This window comes from Glaciihabitans sp. dw_435, from assembly GCF_018449675.1.
GTDB lineage: Bacteria > Actinomycetota > Actinomycetes > Actinomycetales > Microbacteriaceae > Glaciihabitans.
In genome coordinates, this window is sequence record NZ_JAAVUZ010000014.1 from 32620 (window position 1) to 53887 (window position 21268).

Genomic DNA, 21268 nt, shown 5'->3' on the forward strand with positions numbered 1-21268 from the left:
ACCCCGGCTCGGCTCTAGATGCTGAGTTCGCCCTGGAAGACCAGTTCCGCAGGTCCGCTGAGCGACACGTGCTCGCCGTCCTGGGTCGGGAACATGCGAACACCGACGGTTCCACCCGGAACCTGCACCTGCCACTGGTTCGGCGCTCCAGCGCCCGCCCAGTGGCGTACCGCTAGGGCTGCAGCGGCGGCACCGGTGCCGCAAGACAGGGTTTCCCCACTGCCGCGCTCGTGCACCCGCATGCGGATCCGTCCGACGCCATCCTTGATCATCGGCTCGAGCGGCACAACGAACTCGACATTTGCGCCATCGGCCGGGGTCGGATCGAGGTGCGGGATGTAGCTGAGGTCGGCGCTGTCGAGTTCTTCCTCGCTGGCGAGGGCGACCACAACGTGGGGGTTTCCCACGTCGATGCCGAGGCCCGGCCGGGCGACGTCGAGGTTGCGGGCACGCACGAGCGGCTCGCCGCCATCGAGAGCCCAGCGCCCGAGGTCAACCTGGAACCCGGTGAGGTTGCGCTGCAGGTCGCGCACTCCCCCGCGGGTTCCAATCGCGAGGGTGTCTCCGTCGGCGAGTTCGGTGAGTCCGTTATCGATGAGGTACCGGGCGAATACACGGATGCCGTTGCCACACATCTCCGCGGGGGTGCCGTCGGCGTTGTGGTAATCCATGAACCATTCCGCGTCGCCGTCTTCCGCGAGAGCAGCGGCTCCATCGGGAATGTGACGGGACCGGACGGCGCGGATGACCCCGTCTCCGCCCACACCGAAATGCCGGTCGGCGATCGCGGCGATCTGGGCGGGGCTGAGGTCAACGAGACCGTCGGGGTCGGCGAACAGCACGAAGTCGTTGCCCGTGCCGTGGCCCTTGGTGAATTGAAGTGTGGTGCTCACGCACCAATGCTATCGAGCGGAATGCTCGCCAGCGCGGCGTCGGCACGCCCCGGGTCATCCGAATCCAGCCAGACGGTGCCCGGATAGCGTCGGAACCAGCCCACCTGCCTGCGCGCATAGCGGCGGGTCAGAGCCGAGGTCTGTTCTATCGCTTCGTCGCGGCTCAGCTCGCCATCGAGTTCGGCGATTGCCTGTGCATAGCCGATGGCCCGGCGCGCGGTCGCTCCCATCGACGGCACGTCGATTCCGCGCACCTCCTCGAGCAGTCCGTCGCGCCACATGCCGAGCACGCGGTCATTGAGCCGTTCGACGAGGACGTCCCGGGGCGTCTGCAGCCCGAGGATGGTGGTGGGTCGCCAGAACGACGATTCGTCCGGTAGTCCCGATCCGAACGGTTCGCCCGTCATCTCGACGACCTCCAGCGCCCGCACCAGTCGGCGACCGTTGCTCGCACCGATTGCCGCTGCGGCAGCGGGATCCAGCGCTTTGAGTCGCTGGTGCATCATGCCGGGCCCCTCGGCGATGAGGTCTGCCTCCAGCCGCTCCCGGATCACGGGGTCGGTGCCGGGAAACTGGAAATCGTACAGCACGCTCGAGACGTACAACCCCGAGCCGCCGACGAGGATCGGTATTGCCCCGCGTCCCTGGATGTCGGTGATCGCCGCGCGCGCGTCGGTCTGGTACGCCGCGACGCTCGCCTCGTCCGACACGTCAAGCACATCGAGCAGGTGGTGCGGCACCCCGCGCCGCTCGGCCGGGGGCAGCTTCGCCGTCCCGATGTCCATGCCGCGGTAGAACTGCATGGCGTCCGCGTTGACGACCTCCGCCCGTCGCCCGGTCGCAGCGAGCCGTTCGGCGAGGTCGAGGGACAGCCCGGACTTGCCCGTACCGGTCGCCCCGACGACGGCGATCAGCATGACGCCGCCCCCGTGAACGCCGGACAGCGCCTAGCGCTGGCCGTCGCTGATGTCATAGATCGGCAGGGTCGCGATGCGCAGGGTCGGCAGGCCGAGCGAAACACGGCCCGGTTCGGATGCGGATGCCCCGGGGGTCGGCACACCGCAGCTGGCTGCCTCCGCGCGGTCCCACGCGTCGCCCGCAGTCGTGCGTCGAACGGTCAGGGGCGCGCCATCGGACGAATCTGCCAGCAGGTAGAACGGCTTCGCCTCGGAGATTCGCACGGTCACGACGTCTCCGGGGCGGGGAACGGCGCTGCCCGGCGTGACCTCAAAGTGCACGAGGCGGCTGTCCTCCGCGCGACCCGACAGGCGGTGCGTATCGGAGTCTTTGGTTCCCTCAGCACCGACGAGAACGTTGACGCTCGTGCCCACGAGCTTCTGGTTCTCTTCCCAGGAGATCTCGTCTTGGAGCGCGGTGAGGCGCTCGTAGCGCTCCTGCACGACGGCCTTCGGAACCTGTTCTTCCATGGTCGCGGCGGGCGTGCCCTCGCGGATGGAGTACTGGAACGTGAATGCGGAGGCGAAGCGCGCCTCCCGCACGACCCGGAGGGTCTCCTGGAAGTCCTCTTCCGTTTCACCGGGGAAGCCCACAATGATGTCGGTGCTGATCGCGGCGTTCGGGATCTTTGCCCGCACGCGATCGAGGATGCCGAGGAACTTCTCGGACCGGTAGCTGCGGCGCATCGACTTGAGGATGCGGTCGGAGCCCGACTGCAGCGGCATGTGCAGCTGGGGCGCGACCGCAGGAGTCTCGGCCATCGCGTCGATCACGTCATCGGTGAAGGCGGCCGGGTGCGGGCTGGTGAAGCGGATGCGCTCGAGACCGGGGATGGTGCCCGCGGCGCGCAGCAGCTTGCCGAACGCCTGGCGGTCCCCGAACTCGACACCGTAGGAGTTGACGTTCTGTCCGAGCAGTGTGACCTCGATGGCACCGTCATCGACGAGTGCCTGGATCTCGGCGAGGATGTCGCCCGGGCGACGATCCTTCTCCTTGCCACGCAGTGCGGGCACGATGCAGAAGGTGCAGGTGTTGTTGCAGCCGACCGAGATCGACACCCATCCGCTGTAGGTCGACTCCCGGCGCGTGGGGAGCGTCGACGGGAAGACGTCGAGCGACTCGAGAATCTCGATCTGCGCTTCTTCATTGTGACGGGCCCGCTCCAGCAGGGTCGGCAGCGATCCCATGTTGTGCGTTCCGAACACGACGTCGACCCACGGCGCCTTCTGCAGGATGACGGACTTGTCCTTCTGCGCGAGGCAGCCACCGACCGCGATCTGCATTCCCTCGTGCTCCCGCTTGACCTCCGCGAGCATGCCGAGGTTTCCGTAGAGCTTGTTATCGGCGTTCTCCCGCACCGCGCAGGTGTTGATGACGACAACGTCCGGGCGACCACCCTCGGCCCGCACATAACCGGCGGCCTCGAGCGAGCCGCTCAGACGCTCGGAATCGTGCACGTTCATCTGGCAGCCAAAGGTGCGCACCTCGTAGGTACGAACGCCGGTGGTGACGGGAGCTGGGGCGAGAAGAGTCATGATGGATCCAGTGTAAGTCGCACTTCCCCGCCCCCCACACGCGGCGCGGATGTCGGGAGAAGCAGATGCCTCGCGGTGCGGCTCAGCGGAAGCGCGGGCCCGACGATGACGTCATCGCCGCCGAAATCGCACCGGAGATCACGGAGCCGGAGTATCCCCGTCGCTGCAGGAAGGCACTCAACCGACGCTTCACTGTCGCATCATCGTAGGACCGCAACTGCGACGCCCGTTTGACAGCGACCTCGGTCGCGCGGGCCAGTTCGTCGTCGCCGTCGGAGGCGTCGAGCGCTTCCTCGATCGCGACCTGGTCGACGTGCCGGCGCCGGAGCTCCGCATTGATGCCGGAGCGCCCGAGTCCCTTGCGCTCCTGCAGTGTCCGCACGAGGGTGTTTGCGAGTTCACGATCATCGAGGAGCCCCACCCGTTCCAGACGGGCCACCTCGAACTCGATGGTCTCCTCGTCCAGATCACGCGATCGAAGGCGATCGGCCATCTCCCACGACGACATGCCCTTGCGGGTCAGGGCGCTCATGCTGATGTTCTCGGCGCGCGCGGCCTGCTCCTCGCGACTCTCGGGTACTTCTTCTTCGTCGTCTTCCTCGTCACGCGCCGCGTCCGCGGCGGCGACCAGCGCGCGCATCTTCTGCATCGCCGGGGACTCCCCCGCCGGCGCTCGCGTCGAGGCGCGGGAGGCGACGGGCGCCGCCGCGGGAGTGCCGTCGTCGGGGGCGTCCTCACCGTCGTCGAACGTGGGCAGTGTGCGAATCGGGCGTGCGCCGACGGGACGGTGCACCCGGGAAGCCTCGGCGGCCGCCTCCGCAGCGACGCCAGCGGCTGTGCCGTCGGACTCAGCGACGTACCAACCGTCGGCGTCCTGCCCGGCGGGTGCCACGGCACTCGCATCGCGAACGGGCGGGGCGACGTCCGCCGGCACGGAGGGCTCCGACGGGCGACTCACACCGGGAAGGTAGGTCACCTTCGCGAGACGACCATCGGAGCTCTCCATACCTACACTCACGCTGTCTTACGAACCGGAGTCTTCTTGACGGGCGCCTCGACGATGGCTGCCGCCGCGTCTTCGTTCGGCCCGAGGGCCGCGGACGCGTTGCGCAGCACGAGGGCCTCGGCAGCAGCTGCCGCCTTTGCCTCGGCGCCGACGCCCAGCTTCATCATGATCTTGCGCTCGATGTCGAGGGCGATCGCGCCGTTCTCCAGCAGGAACTTGCGCGAGTTCTCCTTGCCCTGGCCGAGCTGGTCTCCGTCGTAGGTGTACCAGGCGCCGGACTTGCGAACGATCTCGTGCTCGACACCAAAGTCGATGAGGCTGCCCTCGCGGGAGATGCCGATGCCGTACAGGATGTCGAACTCGGCCTGCTTGAAGGGCGGCGCCATCTTGTTCTTCACGACCTTGACGCGGGTGCGGTTACCGACGGCATCGGTGCCGTCCTTCAGCGTCTCAATACGACGGATGTCCAGACGGACGGAGGCGTAGAACTTCAGAGCCTTACCACCGGCGGTCGTCTCGGGGCTTCCGAAGAACACACCGATCTTCTCGCGCAGCTGGTTGATGAAGATCATGGTGGTGTTGGTCTGGCTGAGGCCACCGGTGAGCTTGCGGAGCGCCTGCGACATGAGGCGTGCCTGGAGACCGACGTGGGTGTCACCCATCTCGCCCTCGATCTCGGCACGGGGCACCAGCGCGGCGACCGAGTCGATGACGATGAGGTCGATGGAGCCGGACCGCACGAGCATGTCGGCGATCTCCAGTGCCTGCTCACCCGTGTCGGGCTGTGAGACGAGCAGGGCGTCGATGTCCACGCCAAGCTTCTTCGCGTACTCGGGATCGAGCGCGTGCTCCGCGTCGATGAATGCGGCGATACCGCCGGCGCGCTGCGCGTTGGCGATGGCGTGGAGGGTCAGGGTCGTCTTACCCGAGGACTCAGGCCCGTAGATCTCAACGATGCGACCACGGGGAAGCCCGCCAATGCCGAGCGCGACATCCAGCGCGATCGATCCGGTGGGGATGACCTCGACGGGGGCGCGGTCGTCGCTGCCCAGGCGCATGACGGAGCCCTTGCCAAACTGGCGGTCGATCTGGGCGAGTGCGGTTTCGAGTGATTTTTCGCGATCAGCTGCTGATGGCATTGCTGGCTCCTCATAGATTGTGGTTGCGGCCCATAGGCTGTCGTTGCGCTGCTGGCCGATGGTGCAAGGCCGACAGCCTTCCGACAAAGGCTGGTGTTAGCGACTCTCGCCAACGAGTACGACTGTATGCAGAGCGTCCGACATTCGGCCGCTCGCTCGCATACCGGTGGATAACCCGTCTTCGAGAGGTGCTGGGAATAACACTACCGACATCCGAACACGTGTTCGATACCCCCGAGGGGCGTGTCGGCTACTTTCTGGGCTCGCGCAGGCCGACGCCGTACCAGCGTTCCGGCGGCACATCCGTCGCCTTGCACAGGGCGACCCAGATCTGGCGCACGTCGGCACCGGCCTTGATGGCCTGCTCGGCGGTCATGCCGCCGACATCACCGAGGATGAGATCCTGCGTGAGCACGCGACCGTAGGCCTCACCGAACTCGTCGGTGATCGCCAGTCGAAATTCGCTCAAACGCACACCACAACGCTACCGGCACGACAGCGTTCGCGCTGGCAGGTGCACCACGGGACATCCGCCCCACACATTGCTCGTTAACGAAGGAACGCCCCCGAAATTCGGGGGCGTTCGCAATCAGAAGTTATTGATGGAGGGTGATGGTGTGTCTGGGCTCGTTTAGCGGAGGACGAGATCGGCATCGAAGCCGGCGACGAGGTCGTCCGGAACGGTGTCGGGGATGCGGTTGAGGCCTTCGATGACCGCGATGCGGTCACCAACCTCGCGCATGATGACGGAGATCGGTGTCTCCAACGCGTCTGCGACCGAGGCGAGAATCTCGGAGCTTGCCTCTTTCTGGCCACGCTCCACTTCGCTCAGGTAGCCGAGCGCAACGCTCGCCTTGCTCGCAACCTGACGGAGGGTGCGGCCCTTCTGCAGGCGGAAGTCACGGAGAACGTCACCGATTTCTTGACGGACTAGAACCATTGGACCCTCCTTTGTATAACCGATTGCATGAAACGGATGATGCTGGGTGGATAAGACTACTATCCCCCGGTTGCACAAACTCTAACCATTGCAATCTGTGCGGTGCTTGTGAATTCAGTAGTTGTAACGAGATAGAAACGCGCCGTATTCCCAACCGACTCAGAGGCCCGATTTTCGGCCTCAGACCAGTGCGAACACCAGTGTTTTCAACCATGCCAGTGATTCGGAGACGACCGCCGAACGGATCTCATCCCGCGAACCTTCGAGGGAAAGACTCAGGATGTGGGACTCCCCGCCCAGGGACGCACCGACAAAGACGGTGCCGGCGGGGTGACCATCGGAGGGCCCTGGCCCGGCAACGCCCGTCGTCGAGATGCCCACCGAGGCGGTCTCGCCCCGCACCGCCAGTCGCTCGCGCACTCCCGCGGCCATCTGTGCGGCCACATCGGGATGGACGGGTCCGTGCGCGGAAAGAACACTCGCGTCGACCCCCAGCAGCGTGTGCTTGAGCTCAGTGTTGTACGCGACAAGGCCGCCATTCAGGACAGCGGATGCCCCGGGCACTCGCACCAGCTCCGCGACGAGCAGTCCGCCGGTGAGCGATTCGGCCACGGCGATCGTCAGGTGACGCCGGGTGAGTTCGGCGACAAGCTCCCGGGCTATGTCGCCATGCGGGACATCCGCTCTCGCGACCGGCGCAGCAGTCATGCTGCCCGGCTGGAGCGACGGAACTGAACGAGGTATTCGATCCCCGTGTAGACGGTCAGCACGAAGGCGAAGGCCATGACGATCCAGTTAATCCACAGCACCCAGTCGCCGAGCACGGCGGCGAGCGGCACAAGGAACAGCGCGATGGCGACGGCCTGCACGACGGTCTTCAGCTTGCCCGCCTTGGAAGCGGGAATGACGACGGTGGAGATCACGACGAAGCGGAAGACCGTGATGCCAATCTCGCGCACCATAATGATGATGGTCACCCACCACCACAGCTCGCCCAGGATCGACAGGGCGACCAGCGCTCCGCCGATGAGCACCTTGTCGGCGATCGGGTCAAGAATGATGCCGACGTTGGTGATGAGGTTGCGACCGCGCGCGAGAATGCCGTCGAGGCTGTCCGTCAGGATCGAAAAAATGAACAACGCCGCGGCGAGCCAGCGAAGCCCGCCCATCTCGCCGTTGTCGGCCAGCAGGAGCCAGATGAACACTGGCGCGAGCAGGATCCGGATCACCGTGATGATGTTCGCAATGTTGCCGTTGCTGGCCGGGGTATCCCCCCGGCTGATCACGCGACCCCGCATGGTGTTTGTGCGAGGTCCGGTGCGGCCCTCGTCGCCTAGCGGTAACGCCACGTTGTTACTCCCTGCCGGTCAAGCCCCACGCGTCCTCGTCCGAGTCGCCGTCTTCCTCATCGTAACCGGTCGTCATCTGGGCAACCGGGTCGTCATACAGGGCGGGCGGAGTGGTGGATGCCGCGGGGCGTGGCACCTCGCGCTCGTCGCCCCCGCGCAGCCGCGCGAGTACGGCCGGAAGCTCCTCGGCGGTCACGAGAACGTCGCGCGCCTTGGACCCCTCGGAGGGCCCCACGATCCCCCGGGACTCCAGCAGGTCGATGAGCCGACCGGCCTTGGCGAAGCCGACGCGGAGTTTGCGCTGCAGCATGGAGGTCGACCCGAACTGGGTGCTGACGATGAGCTCGGCGGCGGCGAGAAGCAGCTCGAGGTCGTCCCCGATGTCCGCATCGATCTGCTTCTGCACGACCTCGACCGCGACGTCTTCGCGGTATTCAGGACGGGCCTGGTCGGTGACGTGCTTGACGACGGCCGTGATCTCGGCCTCGGTGACCCAGGCGCCCTGCACACGGATGGCCTTGCCGGCCCCCATCGGCAGGAAGAGCCCGTCACCCTGGCCGATGAGCTTCTCGGCACCGGGCTGGTCGAGGATGACGCGGGAGTCCGTCATGCTACTCACCGCGAAGGCGAGGCGCGACGGAACGTTGGCCTTGATGAGTCCCGTGACGACGTCGACCGACGGTCGCTGCGTGGCGAGCACGAGGTGGATTCCCGAGGCACGGGCAAGCTGGGTGATGCGCACGATCGAGTCCTCGACGTCGCGGGGGGCGACCATCATGAGGTCGGCGAGCTCGTCCACGACGACGAGCAGGTACGGGTACGGCTTCAGCACGCGCTGGCTGCCCACGGGCAGCACGACCTCGCCGGCCACGACCGCGCGGTTGAAGTCGTCGATGTGACGGAAGCCGAAGCTCGCCAGGTCGTCGTACCGCATGTCCATTTCCTTCACGACCCACTGCAGCGCTTCCGCCGCTTTCTTCGGGTTCGTAATGATGGGCGTGATGAGGTGCGGCACACCCTCGTAGATCGACAGCTCGACGCGCTTCGGGTCGATGAGCACCATGCGCACTTCCGCGGGCTTCGCGCGCATCAGCAGGGAGGTGATCATGGAGTTGATGAAGCTCGACTTACCCGAACCGGTGGACCCGGCGACAAGGAGGTGAGGCATCTTGGCGAGGTTGGCCACCACGAATCCACCCTCGACGTCCTTGCCGAGGCCGATCGTCATGGGGTGAATGCTCTTGGTGGATGCCCCGGAGCGCAGCACATCGCCGAGGGAGACAATCTCGCGGTCCTTGTTGGGGATCTCGACGCCGATCGCACTCTTGCCCGGGATGGGCGAGAGGATGTTGACCTCGTTGCTGGCGACCGCGTAGCTGATGTTGCGGGCGAGCGCGGTGACCCGTTCGACCTTGACGCCGGGGCCGAGCTCGACCTCGTAGCGGGTTACCGAGGGACCGCGGCTGAGCCCGGTGACCTTCGCGTCCACCTGGAACTGCGTGAGCACCTCGGTGATCGCCGCGACGACCTCGTCGTTGGCGGCGCTGCGCGCCTTGGGCGGGGTGCCCGGGGTGAGAACGGTCGGAGCGGGCAGGCGGTAGGGAGCGATCGCGGGCCGCGCGCCCGGGGCGGAGGAAGCGGGCTCGTCGAATTCGCCCGCCACACCCTTTTCGCTCGCCTTGTCAACGAAGCCGGGAAGCAGGCCGATCGGGTCTTCCTGCTGAAGACCCGGCGTGTCCTCGCGCAGGCTGGTGGCCCCGGTCTCGATTTCACCCGTGAACCGGCGGACGGCGTCTTCGGCCTTCACCAGTTCCTCGAGCAGTTCGATTCCGAACTCGCCGTCGTGCGGCACATCCGCATCATGTCCGGGAGTGTTGTCAATGACATCGGTCAGCTGATCGCTGACGCCGCGGCCGATGACCGGGCTGTCAAAGGCCGGGTCTTCTTCGCGCTTGGTTTTGTTGCGACGCCACCACGGCAGGCTCGCGGGATCGTCGTCGCCGTCGAGGTCAAGGTCGTCGAGGGATCCGAACGACATCGATCCGGTTCCACCGATCGCCTTGTCACCCTTGCCCGGCTTACCGGTGGACGTGGCGCCGGCTGCGGCGTCCTTCTTCGTCTTCTCGACCGGCTCGGGCGCCTGCTCACCAAAGAGGTACGCATACAGCTCGCGGGCGCGGAAGGCGACCTTGTTCGGCGGAGTTTTGGTGATGATGAACAGGGACAGCACGAGCACGATCACGACGACGGGGGTCGCGAAGTACGCGGTGCCGATCGCGGTGAGCGGGGCTCCGATGATCCAGCCGACGAGACCGCCGGCGCGGGCCATGACGTCCATGCCCTCGGACGGCATGGGGGTGTTGCCCGAGAAGATGTGGCAGAGGGCGGCGATCGTGCTGACCAGCAGGCCAACGCCGATGCCGATGCGCGTGTTGTCGTGCACGCTCGAGGGGTGTCTGAACATCCAGGCGGCGAACAGCACCATGATGACGGGCAGGGCGAAGGCGACACGGCCGAACAACCCGCCAAACGTCCACGCATCGAGAGCGATGGCGACAGGGTCGTTCGGGTTGAGCCACTCGACGACGACTCCCGCCACGGCGAGCACGAAGATGAAGAAGGGGAAGCCGTCGCGCCGCTCTTCCTTGGCGAGAGTCTCGGAGCCGAGGACGCGGAACGTGCCGCCTGCCATGTGGGCGAGCCCCAGCCAGGCCTTGGTGAGAAGCCCCGGCTCGTTGGTCGGCACCGGCTGCATCTTCGGCGTCGGCAACTTCTTCGTCGTGGAGGTCGTGGCGTTGCGTGAGCGCGCCGGAGTTGCGCGGGCGCGCTGGGTCGACTTAGTGCTCGTAGCCATACGGCCCACGCTACCTGTCGCCTCCGTCAGAGCCCGGCTAGGCGGGCGCGTGTCAGCAGAGGCTTCCGGCATCCGTTCCTGCCATGGCGAACGGCTCCGTGGCGACATCGTAGGCGGTCATCCACACCACGGTACCGACGAGCGTGGCGCCCGCGGTGTCTGCTTTCGTGGCAACTTCGAACGAGATGCGCCCGGTGGGTCCCGTCACGGTGTAGACGTCGCTCATCGGAAAGTGCTTCACCGTGGCGTCTGCGCCGTAGGCCGACGTCAGCTCCGTCACGGTGCTGCCCGGGTGAATTCCCTGCGTGGTGGACATCAGGGGCGACCAGACGTAGATCATGGTGACCGGGGCATCCTTCTTGCTTCCCTTCGTCACCATCTCAAAGGGGAACCGGGTGCCGCTGGTCGCCGTTGCGGTCTTGGCATAGCGCGGAACCCACGCCCCGGCGAAGGGACCGCCGGCAACGACGTCGGGCCGGTCAGCGCCGACACAATAGTCGGCGTCCCATGCCACCACGGCACTCGCGGCGGGAGCCGCGGGCACGGGCGACCCGATCACCAGCGGACCGACGCCCTCGGTGGAGACCACAAGGAAGTCCGGGGCCGGCCGGGTTGCCTCGGCGGCGGGGGTCGTCGGGGTTGTTGTCACCGTCGGCACCGACGGCAACGGCGTCACCGACTCCGTGGGAGCTGGTGACGCCGTTGTGGATGATGTGCCCGCGGCTTCCGTCGCACACCCGGACAGTGTCAGGGCCGCGATCAGGAGCAGCGTGCCCGCCGACACATAAGAATTCGTCATGTGTGCACGGTAGCCGAGACCGCGCTCCACATCGGGGACGCTGTGTCTCGATCGGACAACGAAGGCCGCTGGTTACGCCTCGATGACCACCGGAATGATCATCGGACGACGACGGTGCTGCGTGTTAACCCAGCGGCCGACGGTGCGACGGATGACCTGCGTGAACCCGTGGGCGTCACGCGTGCCGTTGGCCGCGGCATCCGACAGCGCCTTGATGATCTGCGGGAGGACCGCGTCGAACACGTCCTCGTCTTCCGCAAACCCGCGGGCCTGGATCTCGGGTCCGACGATGACACGACCGGTCTGGGTGTCGATGGCCACGAAGATGGAGATGAAGCCTTCTTCTGCGAGGACGCGGCGGTCCTTGAGGTCGGCATCGGTGAGCTCTCCGACGCTCGAGCCGTCCACGTAGACGAAGCCGAGGTCGAGCTGACCAACAACTGCCGCGTAGCCGTCCTTGAGGTCGATGACGGTGCCGTCCTCGGCGATGAACGTGTTCTCTTCCGGGATGCCGGTCTGGATCGCCAGGTTCGCGTTGGCAATCAGGTGGCGGTACTCGCCGTGCACGGGAAGAACGTTCTTCGGCTTGAGGATGTTGTAGACGTAGAGCAGCTCGCCGGCGGAGGCGTGCCCGGAGACGTGCACCTTCGCGTTGCCCTTGTGGACGACGTTGGCGCCGAGCTTCATCAGTCCGTTGATCACGCGGTAGACAGCGTTCTCGTTGCCGGGAATGAGGCTGGACGCGAGGATGACGGTGTCGCCCTTGCCCACCTCGATCTGGTGCTCAAGGTTCGCCATGCGGGCGAGGACGGCCATCGGCTCGCCCTGGCTGCCGGTCGACATGTACACGATCTTGTTGTCCGGAAGATCGGCCGCCTTCTTAGCGTCGATGAGAACGCCCTGCGGAACCCGCAGGTAGCCAAGGTCGGCGGCAATGGTCATGTTGCGCACCATCGAGCGGCCCATGAAGGCAACGCGACGACCGTTGGCGTGCGCGGCATCCAGAACCTGCTGCACGCGGTGGACGTGGCTGGAGAAGCTCGCGACGATGACGCGGCGGGGCGCCTTGGCGATGACTGCCTCGAGCACGGGACCGATGTCACGCTCGAGGGCGGTGAACCCCGGGACATCCGCGTTGGTCGAATCCGGAAGGAAGAGATCGACGCCAGCTTCACCGAGACGGGCGAACGCGCGAAGGTCGGTGATGCGGTCGTCGAGGGGAAGCTGGTCCATCTTGAAGTCACCCGTGTGCAGCACAACACCGGCGGTCGTCTTGATCGCGACGGCGAGGGCGTCCGGGATCGAGTGGTTGACGGCGACGAACTCGAGGTTGAAGGGGCCGAGCTTCTCGCGCTGTCCCTCCGTGACGGTCAGCGTGTACGGCTTGATGCGGTGTTCCTTGAGCTTTGCCTCGATGAGGGCAAGCGTCAGGGTCGAGCCGATGAGCGGGATGTCCGCGCGCAGCTTGAGGAGGTAGGGAACGGCGCCGATGTGGTCTTCGTGACCGTGGGTGAGAACGACACCCACGATGTCTTTGAGACGATCGCGGATCGGCGAGAAGTCCGGCAGGATCAGGTCGACACCGGGCTGGTGCTCTTCGGGGAACAGCACGCCGCAGTCGACGATGAGGATCTTGCCGTCGATCTCGTACGAGGTCATGTTGCGACCGATCTCGCCGAGTCCCCCGATCGGGATGACGCGGAGAGTTCCGGGCTGAAGCTTGGCTGGTGCAAAAACGTTTACTGGCATCTAGTCCTGTTTTGTTGTGATGTAGGGCCACGAGCCCCTGGTGCAAAGTTGTGTGGTTAGCGGGTGGTTCCCGCGACCTTGGGGAGCGCTCCGCCGGCTGCGGCGTTGCGGTCCGGACGGAAGTTGGCGAAGTTCACGCCAGCGATGTCCTTGACGAGATCGATCTCGTCTTCGATCTGGGCGGCTTCCCATTCTTCGGGTCCGACCAGCGGCAACCGCACGCGCGGCGAGCCGATGCGGCCGAGGCCGTGAAGGATGTACTTGGTGGCAACAGTACCGGGAACGTGGGTCATCGTCGCCCGCACCAGCGGCTCGAGCGCCCGGTGCGCCGCGGTCGCCGTGGCGAGGTCGCCCGCGTTGACCGCATCCATCATCTGACGGTACGGCATCGGGGCGATGTTGGCGGTGACGCCAATCAGGCCGGACATGCCAATCGCCAGGCTCGGGAGCACGAGGGCGTCATCGCCGCAGAAGTAGAGCAGATCTGTCTGGTTCAGCACGCGGCTGACCTCGGCCAGATCGCCCTTCGCGTCCTTGACGGCCAGGATGTTCGGGTGCTTGGAGGCGCGCAGGATCGTCTCGTACTTGATCGGGATACCCGTGCGCCCGGGGATGTCGTACAGGATGACCGGCAGGTCGGTCGCATCGGCGATCATGCGGAAGTGGGTGAGCACTCCGGCCTGCGTCGGCTTGTTGTAGTAGGGCGTGACGATCATGTTGCCGTCGGCGCCTGCCTGTTCGCTCTTCTTCGCAAGCTCGATGGCGTGGGCAGTCTCGTTTGAGCCACCGCCCGTGATGATCTTGGCGCGGTTGCCGGCGACGGACTTGCCAACCTCGACGAGACGGATCTTCTCGGGGTCGGTCAGGGTGCTGGTCTCACCGGTGGTGCCCGTGACGACGATGCCATCGGCTCCCGCGGTGATGACGTCGTCGATGTGCTTCTCGACGTCGGCCCAGTCGACCTCGCCATCGGCGGTGAAGGGGGTTACCAGGGCAACGAGCACCTGGCCGAACGGATTACTGGTCGTGGACACGAGTACCAGCGTATCGGTAGCAGACCGCTCTGTTCCGTCGAACCGGTCAGCGACGTAATGAACGAAAAATGAACGAGCCCCGGATGACCCTGAACCGGGGTCGTCCGGGGCTCGTCGCGACGCCGTGGCGCGGGCTACGGAGCGACGCGACCGTTGAGGTTGAAGACCTCGTGGGTGATGGGCATCAGCTCCGCGAACTTGTCTTCCATCTTCTCCGCGCACATCTCGATCTCGCGCTGCGGGAAGGACGGGAAGTGCGTTCCCTCGCGCTTGGTGCGCAGGGAGAGGAAGTTCATGAGCGCCCGGGCGTTCATGGTGACGTACATCGAGGAGTAGATGTTCAGGGGCAGAACGATGCGGGCGACCTCGCGGGCGACTCCGGCGTCGAGCATGCGCTGGTAGGCCTCGAACGCCTCGGTGGAGGTGCGACGGGTCTCCGACTGCACGAGCTCCATCTGCTCATCGGTGCCGGGCAGGAAGTTGTAGGCGCCGGGCTTGCCCTCCTGAATGAGGTTGCGCTGCGGGCCGGGAACGTAAAAGACCGGGTTGAGCTCGCGGTAGCGACCGCTCTCTTCGTTGTAGGAGGCCATACGGTGACGCATGAACTCCCGGAACACGAAGATCGGAGCCTGCACGTAGAACGTCATCGAGTTGTGCTCAAAGGGCGAGCCGTGACGGTCTCGCATCAGGTAGTTGATCAGGCCCTTGCTGCGGGCGGCATCGACGGTCTCGTCGAGTGCACCCTCGAGGGTCTTCTCGCCCTGCGTCGACACGCGCGATGCAAACAGCACGTCTGCATCGGAGGCGTTCGCTCGCACGAGTTCCACGGTTACATCTGAACGGAATTGGATAGTTTCAGGCACGGCCCCAACGATAGCGGCCACGGAGGACACTGGCCGCTCTGTTGCTGGCAGAGCCCCGGGCACGCTCCCGCACCGGACGTCTCCGGCCTAGGCTGGAGGCTCCCCAAAGGAGGATTCTCATGGCTGTTACCAGCGAAGCTACAACCCTGTGGTTCGGGGACCTGTTCAACGGTTCCGGCACCACCTCACTCGACTCCTCGGACGCCGCCGAGTTCCCGGTTTCCTGGCAGGCACGTGCCGTCGGAGAGACCGGAAAGACCAATCCCGAAGAGCTGCTGGGTGCCGCGCACTCGGCCTGCTACTCCATGGCGTTCGCCAATGCCCTCGCGGAAAACGGCACTCCCCCGGAGAGCCTGCAGGTCACGGCAGCCGTCACTTTCGTCCCCGGTGAAGGCATCAAGGGAAGCCACCTCCTCGTCAGCGCAAAGGTCGCCGGGATCAGCGAAGAAGACTTCGCCAGGATTGCGGATGACGCGAAGGCGAACTGTCCCGTATCGCAGGCGCTTGCCGGCATCCCCATCACACTGGAAGCAAGCCTGGCCTGATGCCGACGGCAAGCCGGCCCGCGCAGCCGCGGTCATTGAAGGAAAATCCCCCACTGAAGATTCTCATTTCCGGGGCCTCAGGATTCATCGGCGGCGAGCTGGTGCGCCAGCTGGAAGAGGACGGGCACACAGTGCTTCGCCTCGTGCGCTCGGAACCGAAGTCGGAGTCCGAGCGCACGTGGGCACCCAGCGCGCGGATGGTCGACGCCGGACTCATCGAATCCGTCGACGCCGTCATCAACCTCTCGGGAGCGCCCACCGGCCACCTGCCCTGGACCCGCGGCTACAAGAAGCAGATCCTCGACTCCCGCATCGACAGCACCGCTGCCCTCGCCGAAGCGATGGGACGGGCAAGCTCGCCTCCGGCCGTCTTCCTCAATGCGTCCGCCGTTGGGTACTACGGTGATCGTCCGGCCGAGCGGCTGACGGAGGAATCGAGCAAGGGCGAAGGATTTCTGGCAGACGTTGTCGACAAGTGGGAGGCAACGGCACACATCGCTCCGGAGGCGACCCGCGTAGTCACCTTCCGCACCGGTCTCGTCGTCGGTCGCGGCGGTGCGTTCACTCCCCTGATACCGCTGACGCGGTTGGGGCTCGGGTCGCGTTTTGGCACCGGCGGCCAGCACTGGCCCTGGATCAGCCTCTACGACGAGGCAGCCGCGATCCGTCATCTGCTCACGAGCTCCCTCAGCGGACCGGTGAACCTGGCCGGCCCCACGCCCGCGACGTCCGATCGCATCACGCGCCTTCTCGCGAAGGACATGCATCGCTGGTACGGCTTTGCGATTCCGGAGCCCATCATCACCACGGCACTCGGTGCCGCCGGCATGGATCTGCTGCTCGCCAGCCAGAAGGTTCTACCGCAGCGGCTGCTCGAGGACGGATTCGTCTTCCGCCACAGCACCGTGGAAACCGCCATCGACGAGATGATCGCGACGGCATAGCCGCGGGAGGGTGAGGCGCCGCCGCTACGCCGTGACGGACGGCGGCGTCTTGCCCCGCTCGAGAGCGATCGCGTGGCGGGTTGCCCACCGGGCGCGCTTGCGGTCACCGCTGGCGTCGTAAGCGAGACCGAGGCGCACCCAGGCCTTCCAGCTGGACGGATTGGCTTCGACCTCCGCCTGGTACTGGGGAAACTCCTTGTCGGCGGCCTCCCGGTCCGGCCTGCCACTCGGCAGCCGGGGAAGATTGTCGACCGGCAGCTCGCCGAGTTCGCCCAGTTTTTTCACCAGCCGCTCGCCGCGAATCACGAAGAGCAGGTCGGCAGCGAGGGTCCACGCCGCGATGATCGGCAGCACGATCAGCGCGATCCCCATGACGCGGGCGATCACGTTGTCCGTCGTGATGAGCAACACCGCGTACTGCGTCACCAGCGCCAGGTACAGCACCAGCAGCGCCGCCATGATCAGCGTGGCGATGCGATTTTTCATGCGGGGCCGGAACCCGCGAGGTCGATGAGTTTATCGAGACCGACCACCACACCACGGGCCGTGCGGGCGGCACGCAGGGCGAGCAGGATGCCCGCCTCGTACGCACTCGGCGACAGCGTCTCGTGACTGAGGGTGAGCACCTCTCCGTTGCCACCGAAAATGACGTCCTGTTTGGCGACGACGCCCTGCATGCGCAGGCTGTGAATCGGGACACTTGACACCTGCTGCCCCCGCGCCCGCTGGTCCGCGTGCGGCGCGATAACGGGACCGAGCGCGTGGCGCGCGTCGCCGATGAGCTCGGCGGTCCGCACCGCCGTGCCCGAGGGGGAATCAACCTTGGAGGCGCTGTGGGCCTCGATGATTTCGATCGAGTCAAAGAACTTGGCCGCCATGGCCGCGAAGGACGTGGCCAGCACCGACCCGATCGAGAAGTTGGGAACGATGATGACACCGACCGCGAGGTTTCCGGTGATGGTGCGCTCGAGTGCCGAGATGCGGTCACTCGACCAGCCCGACGTACCCACCAGCACGTTGATGCCGTTCGCGAGCGCGTATTCGACGACGCCCTGGCTGACCGCCGGCAGCGTGACATCCACCGCAATATCCGCGCCGAGCATCTCGGACAGTTCGCCCTTCGAGTCGACCCGCGCGATCAGTTCAAAATCTTCGGCGGCGTCGACGATGCGCGATACGAGCTGGCCCATCTTGCCGGTAGCGCCGATTACGGCGACCTTCGTTGTCATTTGTTCAATCTATCAAGTTCGTACCCGCCAGCCGCGGCCTGAGCCCCTCCCGCCGGTGGTCGTACGCTTGAGCCATGGTGACTTTTCGCGAGGCTGTGGTGACGGATGACTCGGCGCACGCTCTTCTCGCGGAGTACTTCGCCGCGCGTGCCGCATCCTTCCCGCCGTCCCAGGGCAACTACGTCACCGCCCTTCCCTCCCCGGAGCACTTCGTGCCGCCCGCGGGCCAGTTCCTCATCGTGGAGGGCGAGGACCTCGCCGGCGAGCCCGCGGACGTCGGCTGCGGGGGCATCCGCCGGATCGACGACGATCCGGTGACAGGTGCCAGCCGTTTCGAGGTGAAGCACCTGTGGCTGCAGCCGCCCGTGCGCCGTCTGGGATACGGCAGGCTGCTGCTGGCGGAGCTCGAGCGTCGCGCGATCGCGCTCGGCGCGCGCCAGATCGTTCTCGACACGAATTCGAGCCTGGAGGCCGCTGGCGGCCTGTACCGGTCGAGTGGCTACGAGGAGATCACGCCCTACAACGACAACCCCAACGCGAACCACTGGTACGGCAAGTCGCTGACCGCCTGACGCGCGTTGCCCGCCCGGCGCCGCCTAGTAGGGCTGCTCGATGGGAAGTCCCGTGCGCAGCTCCACCGGCAGGTGACCGAGGTCGTTGTGGGTAATCAGCACCGACGGCTTCGAGGAGCGAACGCGGATGATGGTCAGCCCGCAGTTGGCCTGGTTGACTCCCATCCATCGCCACGGGGCAGCGCCGAAGGTCTCGCGCACGAACCACGCGATGACGAAGTTGTGGGTGATCAGCAGGTCGTGGCGGTCACCGCGGGCAGGGGTCATCCACTCGTCGATGGCGTCCGCCATCTGCGCCTCCCCCGCCTCGATCTCGGCGGGCGTGACCGAGCCGAAGAACGGCTGGAACGAGTGCGGCATATCCGGCGTTGGTCCGCTGGGAATGCAATCCATGAGCAGGGTGCTCGGCTGTGACTCGAGCGCGGGCATCCGCTCGGTCATGATGCGGGCCGTCTCTGATGCCCGCTCGAGCGGCGAGTGCCAGGCGGCCGTGAACGGAACGCCGCCGAGGCGCTCGGCCAGGGCTCGCGCCTGACGTTTACCGCGCTCGGACAGGGGCCCGTCGGGCAGCCCGTACTCCGCATCCTGTTGTTCGCCGTGGCGCACGAGGTAGAGGAAGTGGCTCATCGTGTTTTCCTGCTTTTGTTGTTAGGGAGCGGGAACTGGCGACTCTGCCAGACCCGAGAAAGCATCATTCTCGATTGTGCCTACCGCCGAAATCGACAGCGGTCGGGGGAGAAGTTCTTCGGCCAGCTCGCGCACGCCCTCGGGCGTCACGAGGGCAATGCGGCGCAGTGACTCATCGAGGTCCATGAACTCGCCGAGGGTGATCTCGCTGCGACCGAGCCGGGACATGCGGGTGTCAGAGTCTTCCAGAGCCAGGGCGGATGCCCCGCTGAGCTGACCTGCGGCGCGCCGCATCTCTTCTTGCGTCACCCCGTCGGTCGCCAGGCGCCGGAACTCGCTGAGCATCAGCTCGGACACCTGCGTCACCTTCGTCGGTGAGCAGCCGGCGTAGATGCCGAACAGGCCGGCGTCGGAGTAGCTGGGACTGAAGGAGTAGACGGAGTAGGCGAGTCCGCGCTTCTCGCGGATCTCCTGGAACAGACGGCTGGACATGCCGCCGCCCAGAATGGAGTTCATCACCGTCATGGTCGCGCGGCGCGGGTCGGTCGCGGCGATGCCGGCGACTCCGAGCAGCACGTTCGCCTGCTCGATGGGGCGCTGCACGATACTGAGCGCGCTGCCGCGCTCGATCAGTCCGCCGTCGCCCGACCGCCGTGACACGGGAGTGGCCTCGAGGTCGAGGTTCCAGTCGGCGCGGCGCAGGGCGGCGATGACGCCGGCAACGAGTTCGTCGTGGTCCACGGCGCCGGCAACGGTGATTACCAGGTCCTGTGCGCGGTAGTTGGCGCGGTAGTGATCCCACACCGCATCCCGGCTGACGGCGTTGATCGTGTCTGCGTTACCGCCGATGGGACGACCGAGCGGGTGATCGCCCAGCACCGCTTCGAAGAAACGCTCGCTCGCGGCATCCGCCGGGTCATCGTCTGCCATGGCGAGTTCCTCGAGAATGACGCCACGCTCGTTCTCAAACTCGGTGCGGTCCAGCAGTGAGGACGTCAGCATGTCGGCAATGACATCGACGGCCATGGGAAGGTCGCGGTCCTGCACCTTGGCGTAGTAGCAGGTGTACTCCTTGGCCGTCATAGCGTTGTGCTCTCCACCGACGGCGTCGAAGCTCACGGCAATGTCGAGCGCGGAACGGGTCGTCGTTCCCTTGAACAGGAGATGCTCGAGGAAATGCGTCGAACCGAAGGTCTCGGGCTTCTCGTCCCGGGAGCCGACAGCGACCCAGTATCCGATGGTGGCACTGCGGGAACCCGGCACGTGCTCGCTGAGGATGCGAACCCCGCTGGGAAGCACAGTGCGGCGAACGAGAGAGTCTCCGGAGGCAGTGAAGCGCAGCTCCGCGAGATCCAGGGGCAGAGTCACGGCACCGGTAGTCACCGGTCGAGCCTACGACATGCCCGCTTTCGTTTGTTCGAAAGCCAGTGGCCGGATCGCCGCGGGATGCCCCCGAGTTGGGGCGTTAAAGGAGGACAAACAGACAAGTCTGTCTGTCCTCATCATGGTATCGTCGAGCGTTCGCTTCCCCAGCAGCGAACTCGGGTACCCGCCCGAAACACCGGCACACACCCCGCACGCCGGCCCTACCCGAGAGGAGCGCATCCGTGACGATCGCGACCGAAACCCCGACGTCCGCTCGCGTACCGGGAGCGAAAGTGCGCATCCTGGAGACGGCAACGGCCCTCTTCTACGGCGACGGAATCCGCACGGTCGGCGTCGACCGCCTCATCGGTGAGTCCGTCGTCACGAAGGCCACGTTCTACAAGCACTACGGGTCGAAGGATCGACTGATCGTCGACTACATCACCCTCAAGCACGAGACCGCGCGCCAGCAGTTTGAGTCGATCGTCGAGTCGGCGGACTCGGCCGAAGGCGCCCTGCGCGCCATCGTGGCCGCCATCGTCGCCGAGATCGCACGCCCCGGCTTCCGCGGGTGTGCCTTCATCAACGCCGCCGCGGAGTTCCCGGACCCGAACCACCCGGTCCGCGCCATCGTCGTCTCGCACCGCGACTGGTACACGAGCGCACTCGCCGACCTGCTGACCGCCGTCGGTCACCCCATGCCGGGCGACGCTGCCGACGAGTTTCTTCTCGCCCGCGATGGCGCCATGACGGGCGGCTATGGCGGAGACCCCATCGCAGCATCCGCAGCGCTGCAGCGCGCAGCGGACCGCGTGATCCGCGCGGCCGTCGCCCGCTAGGACGCCTGCTCCGCACGCACGGAGCTAGC

At 66.1% G+C, this 21268-nt stretch carries 22 protein-coding genes; 4 read left to right on the top strand and 18 right to left on the bottom strand.

Translation table 11 applies throughout. The features are described from left to right. Positions 1-14: 14 nt before the first annotated feature. The 14 genes from dapF to thyX form a co-directional block, all read right to left on the bottom strand. A complete protein-coding gene (gene dapF / locus HB677_RS15025; RefSeq protein WP_213816550.1) occupies positions 15-893 on the bottom strand; it encodes a diaminopimelate epimerase in 879 nt (292 codons plus the stop codon). Beyond that, on the bottom strand, positions 890-1810 hold the full coding sequence (gene miaA, locus HB677_RS15030; protein WP_213816551.1) for a tRNA (adenosine(37)-N6)-dimethylallyltransferase MiaA: 921 nt from the start codon (positions 1808-1810) through the stop codon (positions 890-892). The genes dapF and miaA overlap by 4 nt, the downstream gene beginning before the upstream one ends. 30 nt (positions 1811-1840) lie before the next feature. After that, a complete protein-coding gene (gene miaB, locus HB677_RS15035) occupies positions 1841-3385 on the bottom strand; it encodes a tRNA (N6-isopentenyl adenosine(37)-C2)-methylthiotransferase MiaB (protein WP_213816552.1) in 1545 nt (514 codons plus the stop codon). A gap of 82 nt (positions 3386-3467) precedes the next feature. Then, entirely contained in the window at positions 3468-4391 is a 924-nt protein-coding gene (locus tag HB677_RS15040) for a regulatory protein RecX (RefSeq protein ID WP_213816553.1), read from the bottom strand. A gap of 8 nt (positions 4392-4399) precedes the next feature. Beyond that, on the bottom strand, positions 4400-5530 hold the full coding sequence (gene recA, locus HB677_RS15045) for a recombinase RecA (protein ID WP_213816554.1): 1131 nt from the start codon (positions 5528-5530) through the stop codon (positions 4400-4402). Positions 5531-5780: 250 nt separating this feature from the next. Continuing rightward, on the bottom strand, positions 5781-6005 hold the full coding sequence (locus HB677_RS15050) for a DUF3046 domain-containing protein (RefSeq protein WP_213816555.1): 225 nt from the start codon (positions 6003-6005) through the stop codon (positions 5781-5783). A gap of 156 nt (positions 6006-6161) precedes the next feature. Then, positions 6162-6470: a helix-turn-helix domain-containing protein gene (locus HB677_RS15055; RefSeq protein WP_213816556.1), complete on the bottom strand. Its 309-nt coding sequence runs from the start codon at positions 6468-6470 to the stop codon at positions 6162-6164. Between the two features lie 180 nt (positions 6471-6650). Continuing rightward, positions 6651-7178, bottom strand: coding sequence for a CinA family protein (locus HB677_RS15060; RefSeq protein WP_213816557.1), 528 nt, complete (start codon positions 7176-7178; stop codon positions 6651-6653). Then, on the bottom strand, positions 7175-7768 hold the full coding sequence (pgsA, locus tag HB677_RS15065; RefSeq protein ID WP_213816572.1) for a CDP-diacylglycerol--glycerol-3-phosphate 3-phosphatidyltransferase: 594 nt from the start codon (positions 7766-7768) through the stop codon (positions 7175-7177). Before pgsA ends, HB677_RS15060 begins: the two co-directional genes overlap by 4 nt. A gap of 55 nt (positions 7769-7823) precedes the next feature. Then, a complete protein-coding gene (locus tag HB677_RS15070) occupies positions 7824-10673 on the bottom strand; it encodes a DNA translocase FtsK (protein ID WP_213816558.1) in 2850 nt (949 codons plus the stop codon). 52 nt (positions 10674-10725) lie between these two features. Further along, entirely contained in the window at positions 10726-11472 is a 747-nt protein-coding gene (locus HB677_RS15075) for a hypothetical protein (protein WP_213816559.1), read from the bottom strand. Positions 11473-11544: 72 nt separating this feature from the next. Beyond that, positions 11545-13221 (bottom strand): ribonuclease J, encoded by a 1677-nt coding sequence (locus HB677_RS15080; RefSeq protein WP_213816560.1) that lies wholly within the window; start codon positions 13219-13221, stop codon positions 11545-11547. 56 nt (positions 13222-13277) lie between these two features. Further along, positions 13278-14255 carry a 4-hydroxy-tetrahydrodipicolinate synthase gene (dapA, locus tag HB677_RS15085; protein ID WP_213816561.1) on the bottom strand — a complete coding sequence of 326 codons (978 nt, stop codon included), beginning with the start codon at positions 14253-14255 and terminating at the stop codon, positions 13278-13280. Between the two features lie 134 nt (positions 14256-14389). Beyond that, positions 14390-15082: an FAD-dependent thymidylate synthase gene (gene thyX, locus HB677_RS15090; RefSeq protein WP_307852617.1), complete on the bottom strand. Its 693-nt coding sequence runs from the start codon at positions 15080-15082 to the stop codon at positions 14390-14392. A 155-nt stretch (positions 15083-15237) separates the two neighbouring features. On the opposite strand from thyX, the gene HB677_RS15095 reads away from it, so the two are divergent. Together HB677_RS15095 and HB677_RS15100 are read left to right on the top strand one after the other, a co-directional pair. Further along, a complete protein-coding gene (locus HB677_RS15095; protein WP_213816563.1) occupies positions 15238-15663 on the top strand; it encodes an OsmC family peroxiredoxin in 426 nt (141 codons plus the stop codon). Then, positions 15663-16607 (top strand): TIGR01777 family oxidoreductase, encoded by a 945-nt coding sequence (locus tag HB677_RS15100; RefSeq protein WP_213816564.1) that lies wholly within the window; start codon positions 15663-15665, stop codon positions 16605-16607. The genes HB677_RS15095 and HB677_RS15100 overlap by 1 nt, the downstream gene beginning before the upstream one ends. A gap of 24 nt (positions 16608-16631) precedes the next feature. On the opposite strand, the gene HB677_RS15105 is transcribed toward HB677_RS15100, so the two are convergent. After that, positions 16632-17093, bottom strand: a complete 462-nt coding sequence (locus HB677_RS15105; protein WP_213816565.1) for a hypothetical protein — start codon at positions 17091-17093, stop codon at positions 16632-16634. Further along, positions 17090-17836 carry a 4-hydroxy-tetrahydrodipicolinate reductase gene (gene dapB, locus HB677_RS15110; RefSeq protein WP_213816566.1) on the bottom strand — a complete coding sequence of 249 codons (747 nt, stop codon included), beginning with the start codon at positions 17834-17836 and terminating at the stop codon, positions 17090-17092. Before dapB ends, HB677_RS15105 begins: the two co-directional genes overlap by 4 nt. A 74-nt stretch (positions 17837-17910) precedes the next feature. On the opposite strand from dapB, the gene HB677_RS15115 reads away from it, so the two are divergent. Then, complete coding sequence (locus tag HB677_RS15115; protein ID WP_213816567.1) at positions 17911-18408, top strand: GNAT family N-acetyltransferase; 498 nt, start codon at positions 17911-17913, stop codon at positions 18406-18408. A gap of 24 nt (positions 18409-18432) precedes the next feature. Here HB677_RS15115 and HB677_RS15120 read toward each other — a convergent pair whose 3' ends face one another. Then, positions 18433-19035 carry a histidine phosphatase family protein gene (locus HB677_RS15120; protein ID WP_213816568.1) on the bottom strand — a complete coding sequence of 201 codons (603 nt, stop codon included), beginning with the start codon at positions 19033-19035 and terminating at the stop codon, positions 18433-18435. Positions 19036-19056: 21 nt separating this feature from the next. After that, positions 19057-20418, bottom strand: a complete 1362-nt coding sequence (locus HB677_RS15125; protein ID WP_213816569.1) for a pitrilysin family protein — start codon at positions 20416-20418, stop codon at positions 19057-19059. A gap of 224 nt (positions 20419-20642) precedes the next feature. On the opposite strand from HB677_RS15125, the gene HB677_RS15130 reads away from it, so the two are divergent. Next, on the top strand, positions 20643-21239 hold the full coding sequence (locus HB677_RS15130; protein ID WP_307852618.1) for a TetR/AcrR family transcriptional regulator: 597 nt from the start codon (positions 20643-20645) through the stop codon (positions 21237-21239). Positions 21240-21268 lie beyond the last annotated feature (29 nt).

Excerpts from the sequence above, each read along its gene's own strand:
- miaA (WP_213816551.1), bottom strand. The coding sequence starts at position 1,810 with ATGCTGATCGCCGTCGTCGGGGCGACCGGTACGGGCAAGTCCGGGCTG.
- miaB (WP_213816552.1), bottom strand. The coding sequence starts at position 3,385 with ATGACTCTTCTCGCCCCAGCTCCCGTCACCACCGGCGTTCGTACCTAC.
- HB677_RS15040 (WP_213816553.1), bottom strand. The coding sequence starts at position 4,391 with ATGGAGAGCTCCGATGGTCGTCTCGCGAAGGTGACCTACCTTCCCGGT.
- recA (WP_213816554.1), bottom strand. The coding sequence starts at position 5,530 with ATGCCATCAGCAGCTGATCGCGAAAAATCACTCGAAACCGCACTCGCC.
- HB677_RS15055 (WP_213816556.1), bottom strand. The coding sequence starts at position 6,470 with ATGGTTCTAGTCCGTCAAGAAATCGGTGACGTTCTCCGTGACTTCCGC.
- HB677_RS15060 (WP_213816557.1), bottom strand. The coding sequence starts at position 7,178 with ATGACTGCTGCGCCGGTCGCGAGAGCGGATGTCCCGCATGGCGACATA.
- pgsA (WP_213816572.1), bottom strand. The coding sequence starts at position 7,768 with ATGCGGGGTCGCGTGATCAGCCGGGGGGATACCCCGGCCAGCAACGGC.
- HB677_RS15070 (WP_213816558.1), bottom strand. The coding sequence starts at position 10,673 with ATGGCTACGAGCACTAAGTCGACCCAGCGCGCCCGCGCAACTCCGGCG.
- HB677_RS15075 (WP_213816559.1), bottom strand. The coding sequence starts at position 11,472 with ATGACGAATTCTTATGTGTCGGCGGGCACGCTGCTCCTGATCGCGGCC.
- HB677_RS15080 (WP_213816560.1), bottom strand. The coding sequence starts at position 13,221 with ATGCCAGTAAACGTTTTTGCACCAGCCAAGCTTCAGCCCGGAACTCTC.
- HB677_RS15095 (WP_213816563.1), top strand. The coding sequence starts at position 15,238 with ATGGCTGTTACCAGCGAAGCTACAACCCTGTGGTTCGGGGACCTGTTC.
- HB677_RS15100 (WP_213816564.1), top strand. The coding sequence starts at position 15,663 with ATGCCGACGGCAAGCCGGCCCGCGCAGCCGCGGTCATTGAAGGAAAAT.
- HB677_RS15105 (WP_213816565.1), bottom strand. The coding sequence starts at position 17,093 with ATGAAAAATCGCATCGCCACGCTGATCATGGCGGCGCTGCTGGTGCTG.
- dapB (WP_213816566.1), bottom strand. The coding sequence starts at position 17,836 with ATGACAACGAAGGTCGCCGTAATCGGCGCTACCGGCAAGATGGGCCAG.
- HB677_RS15115 (WP_213816567.1), top strand. The coding sequence starts at position 17,911 with ATGGTGACTTTTCGCGAGGCTGTGGTGACGGATGACTCGGCGCACGCT.
- HB677_RS15120 (WP_213816568.1), bottom strand. The coding sequence starts at position 19,035 with ATGAGCCACTTCCTCTACCTCGTGCGCCACGGCGAACAACAGGATGCG.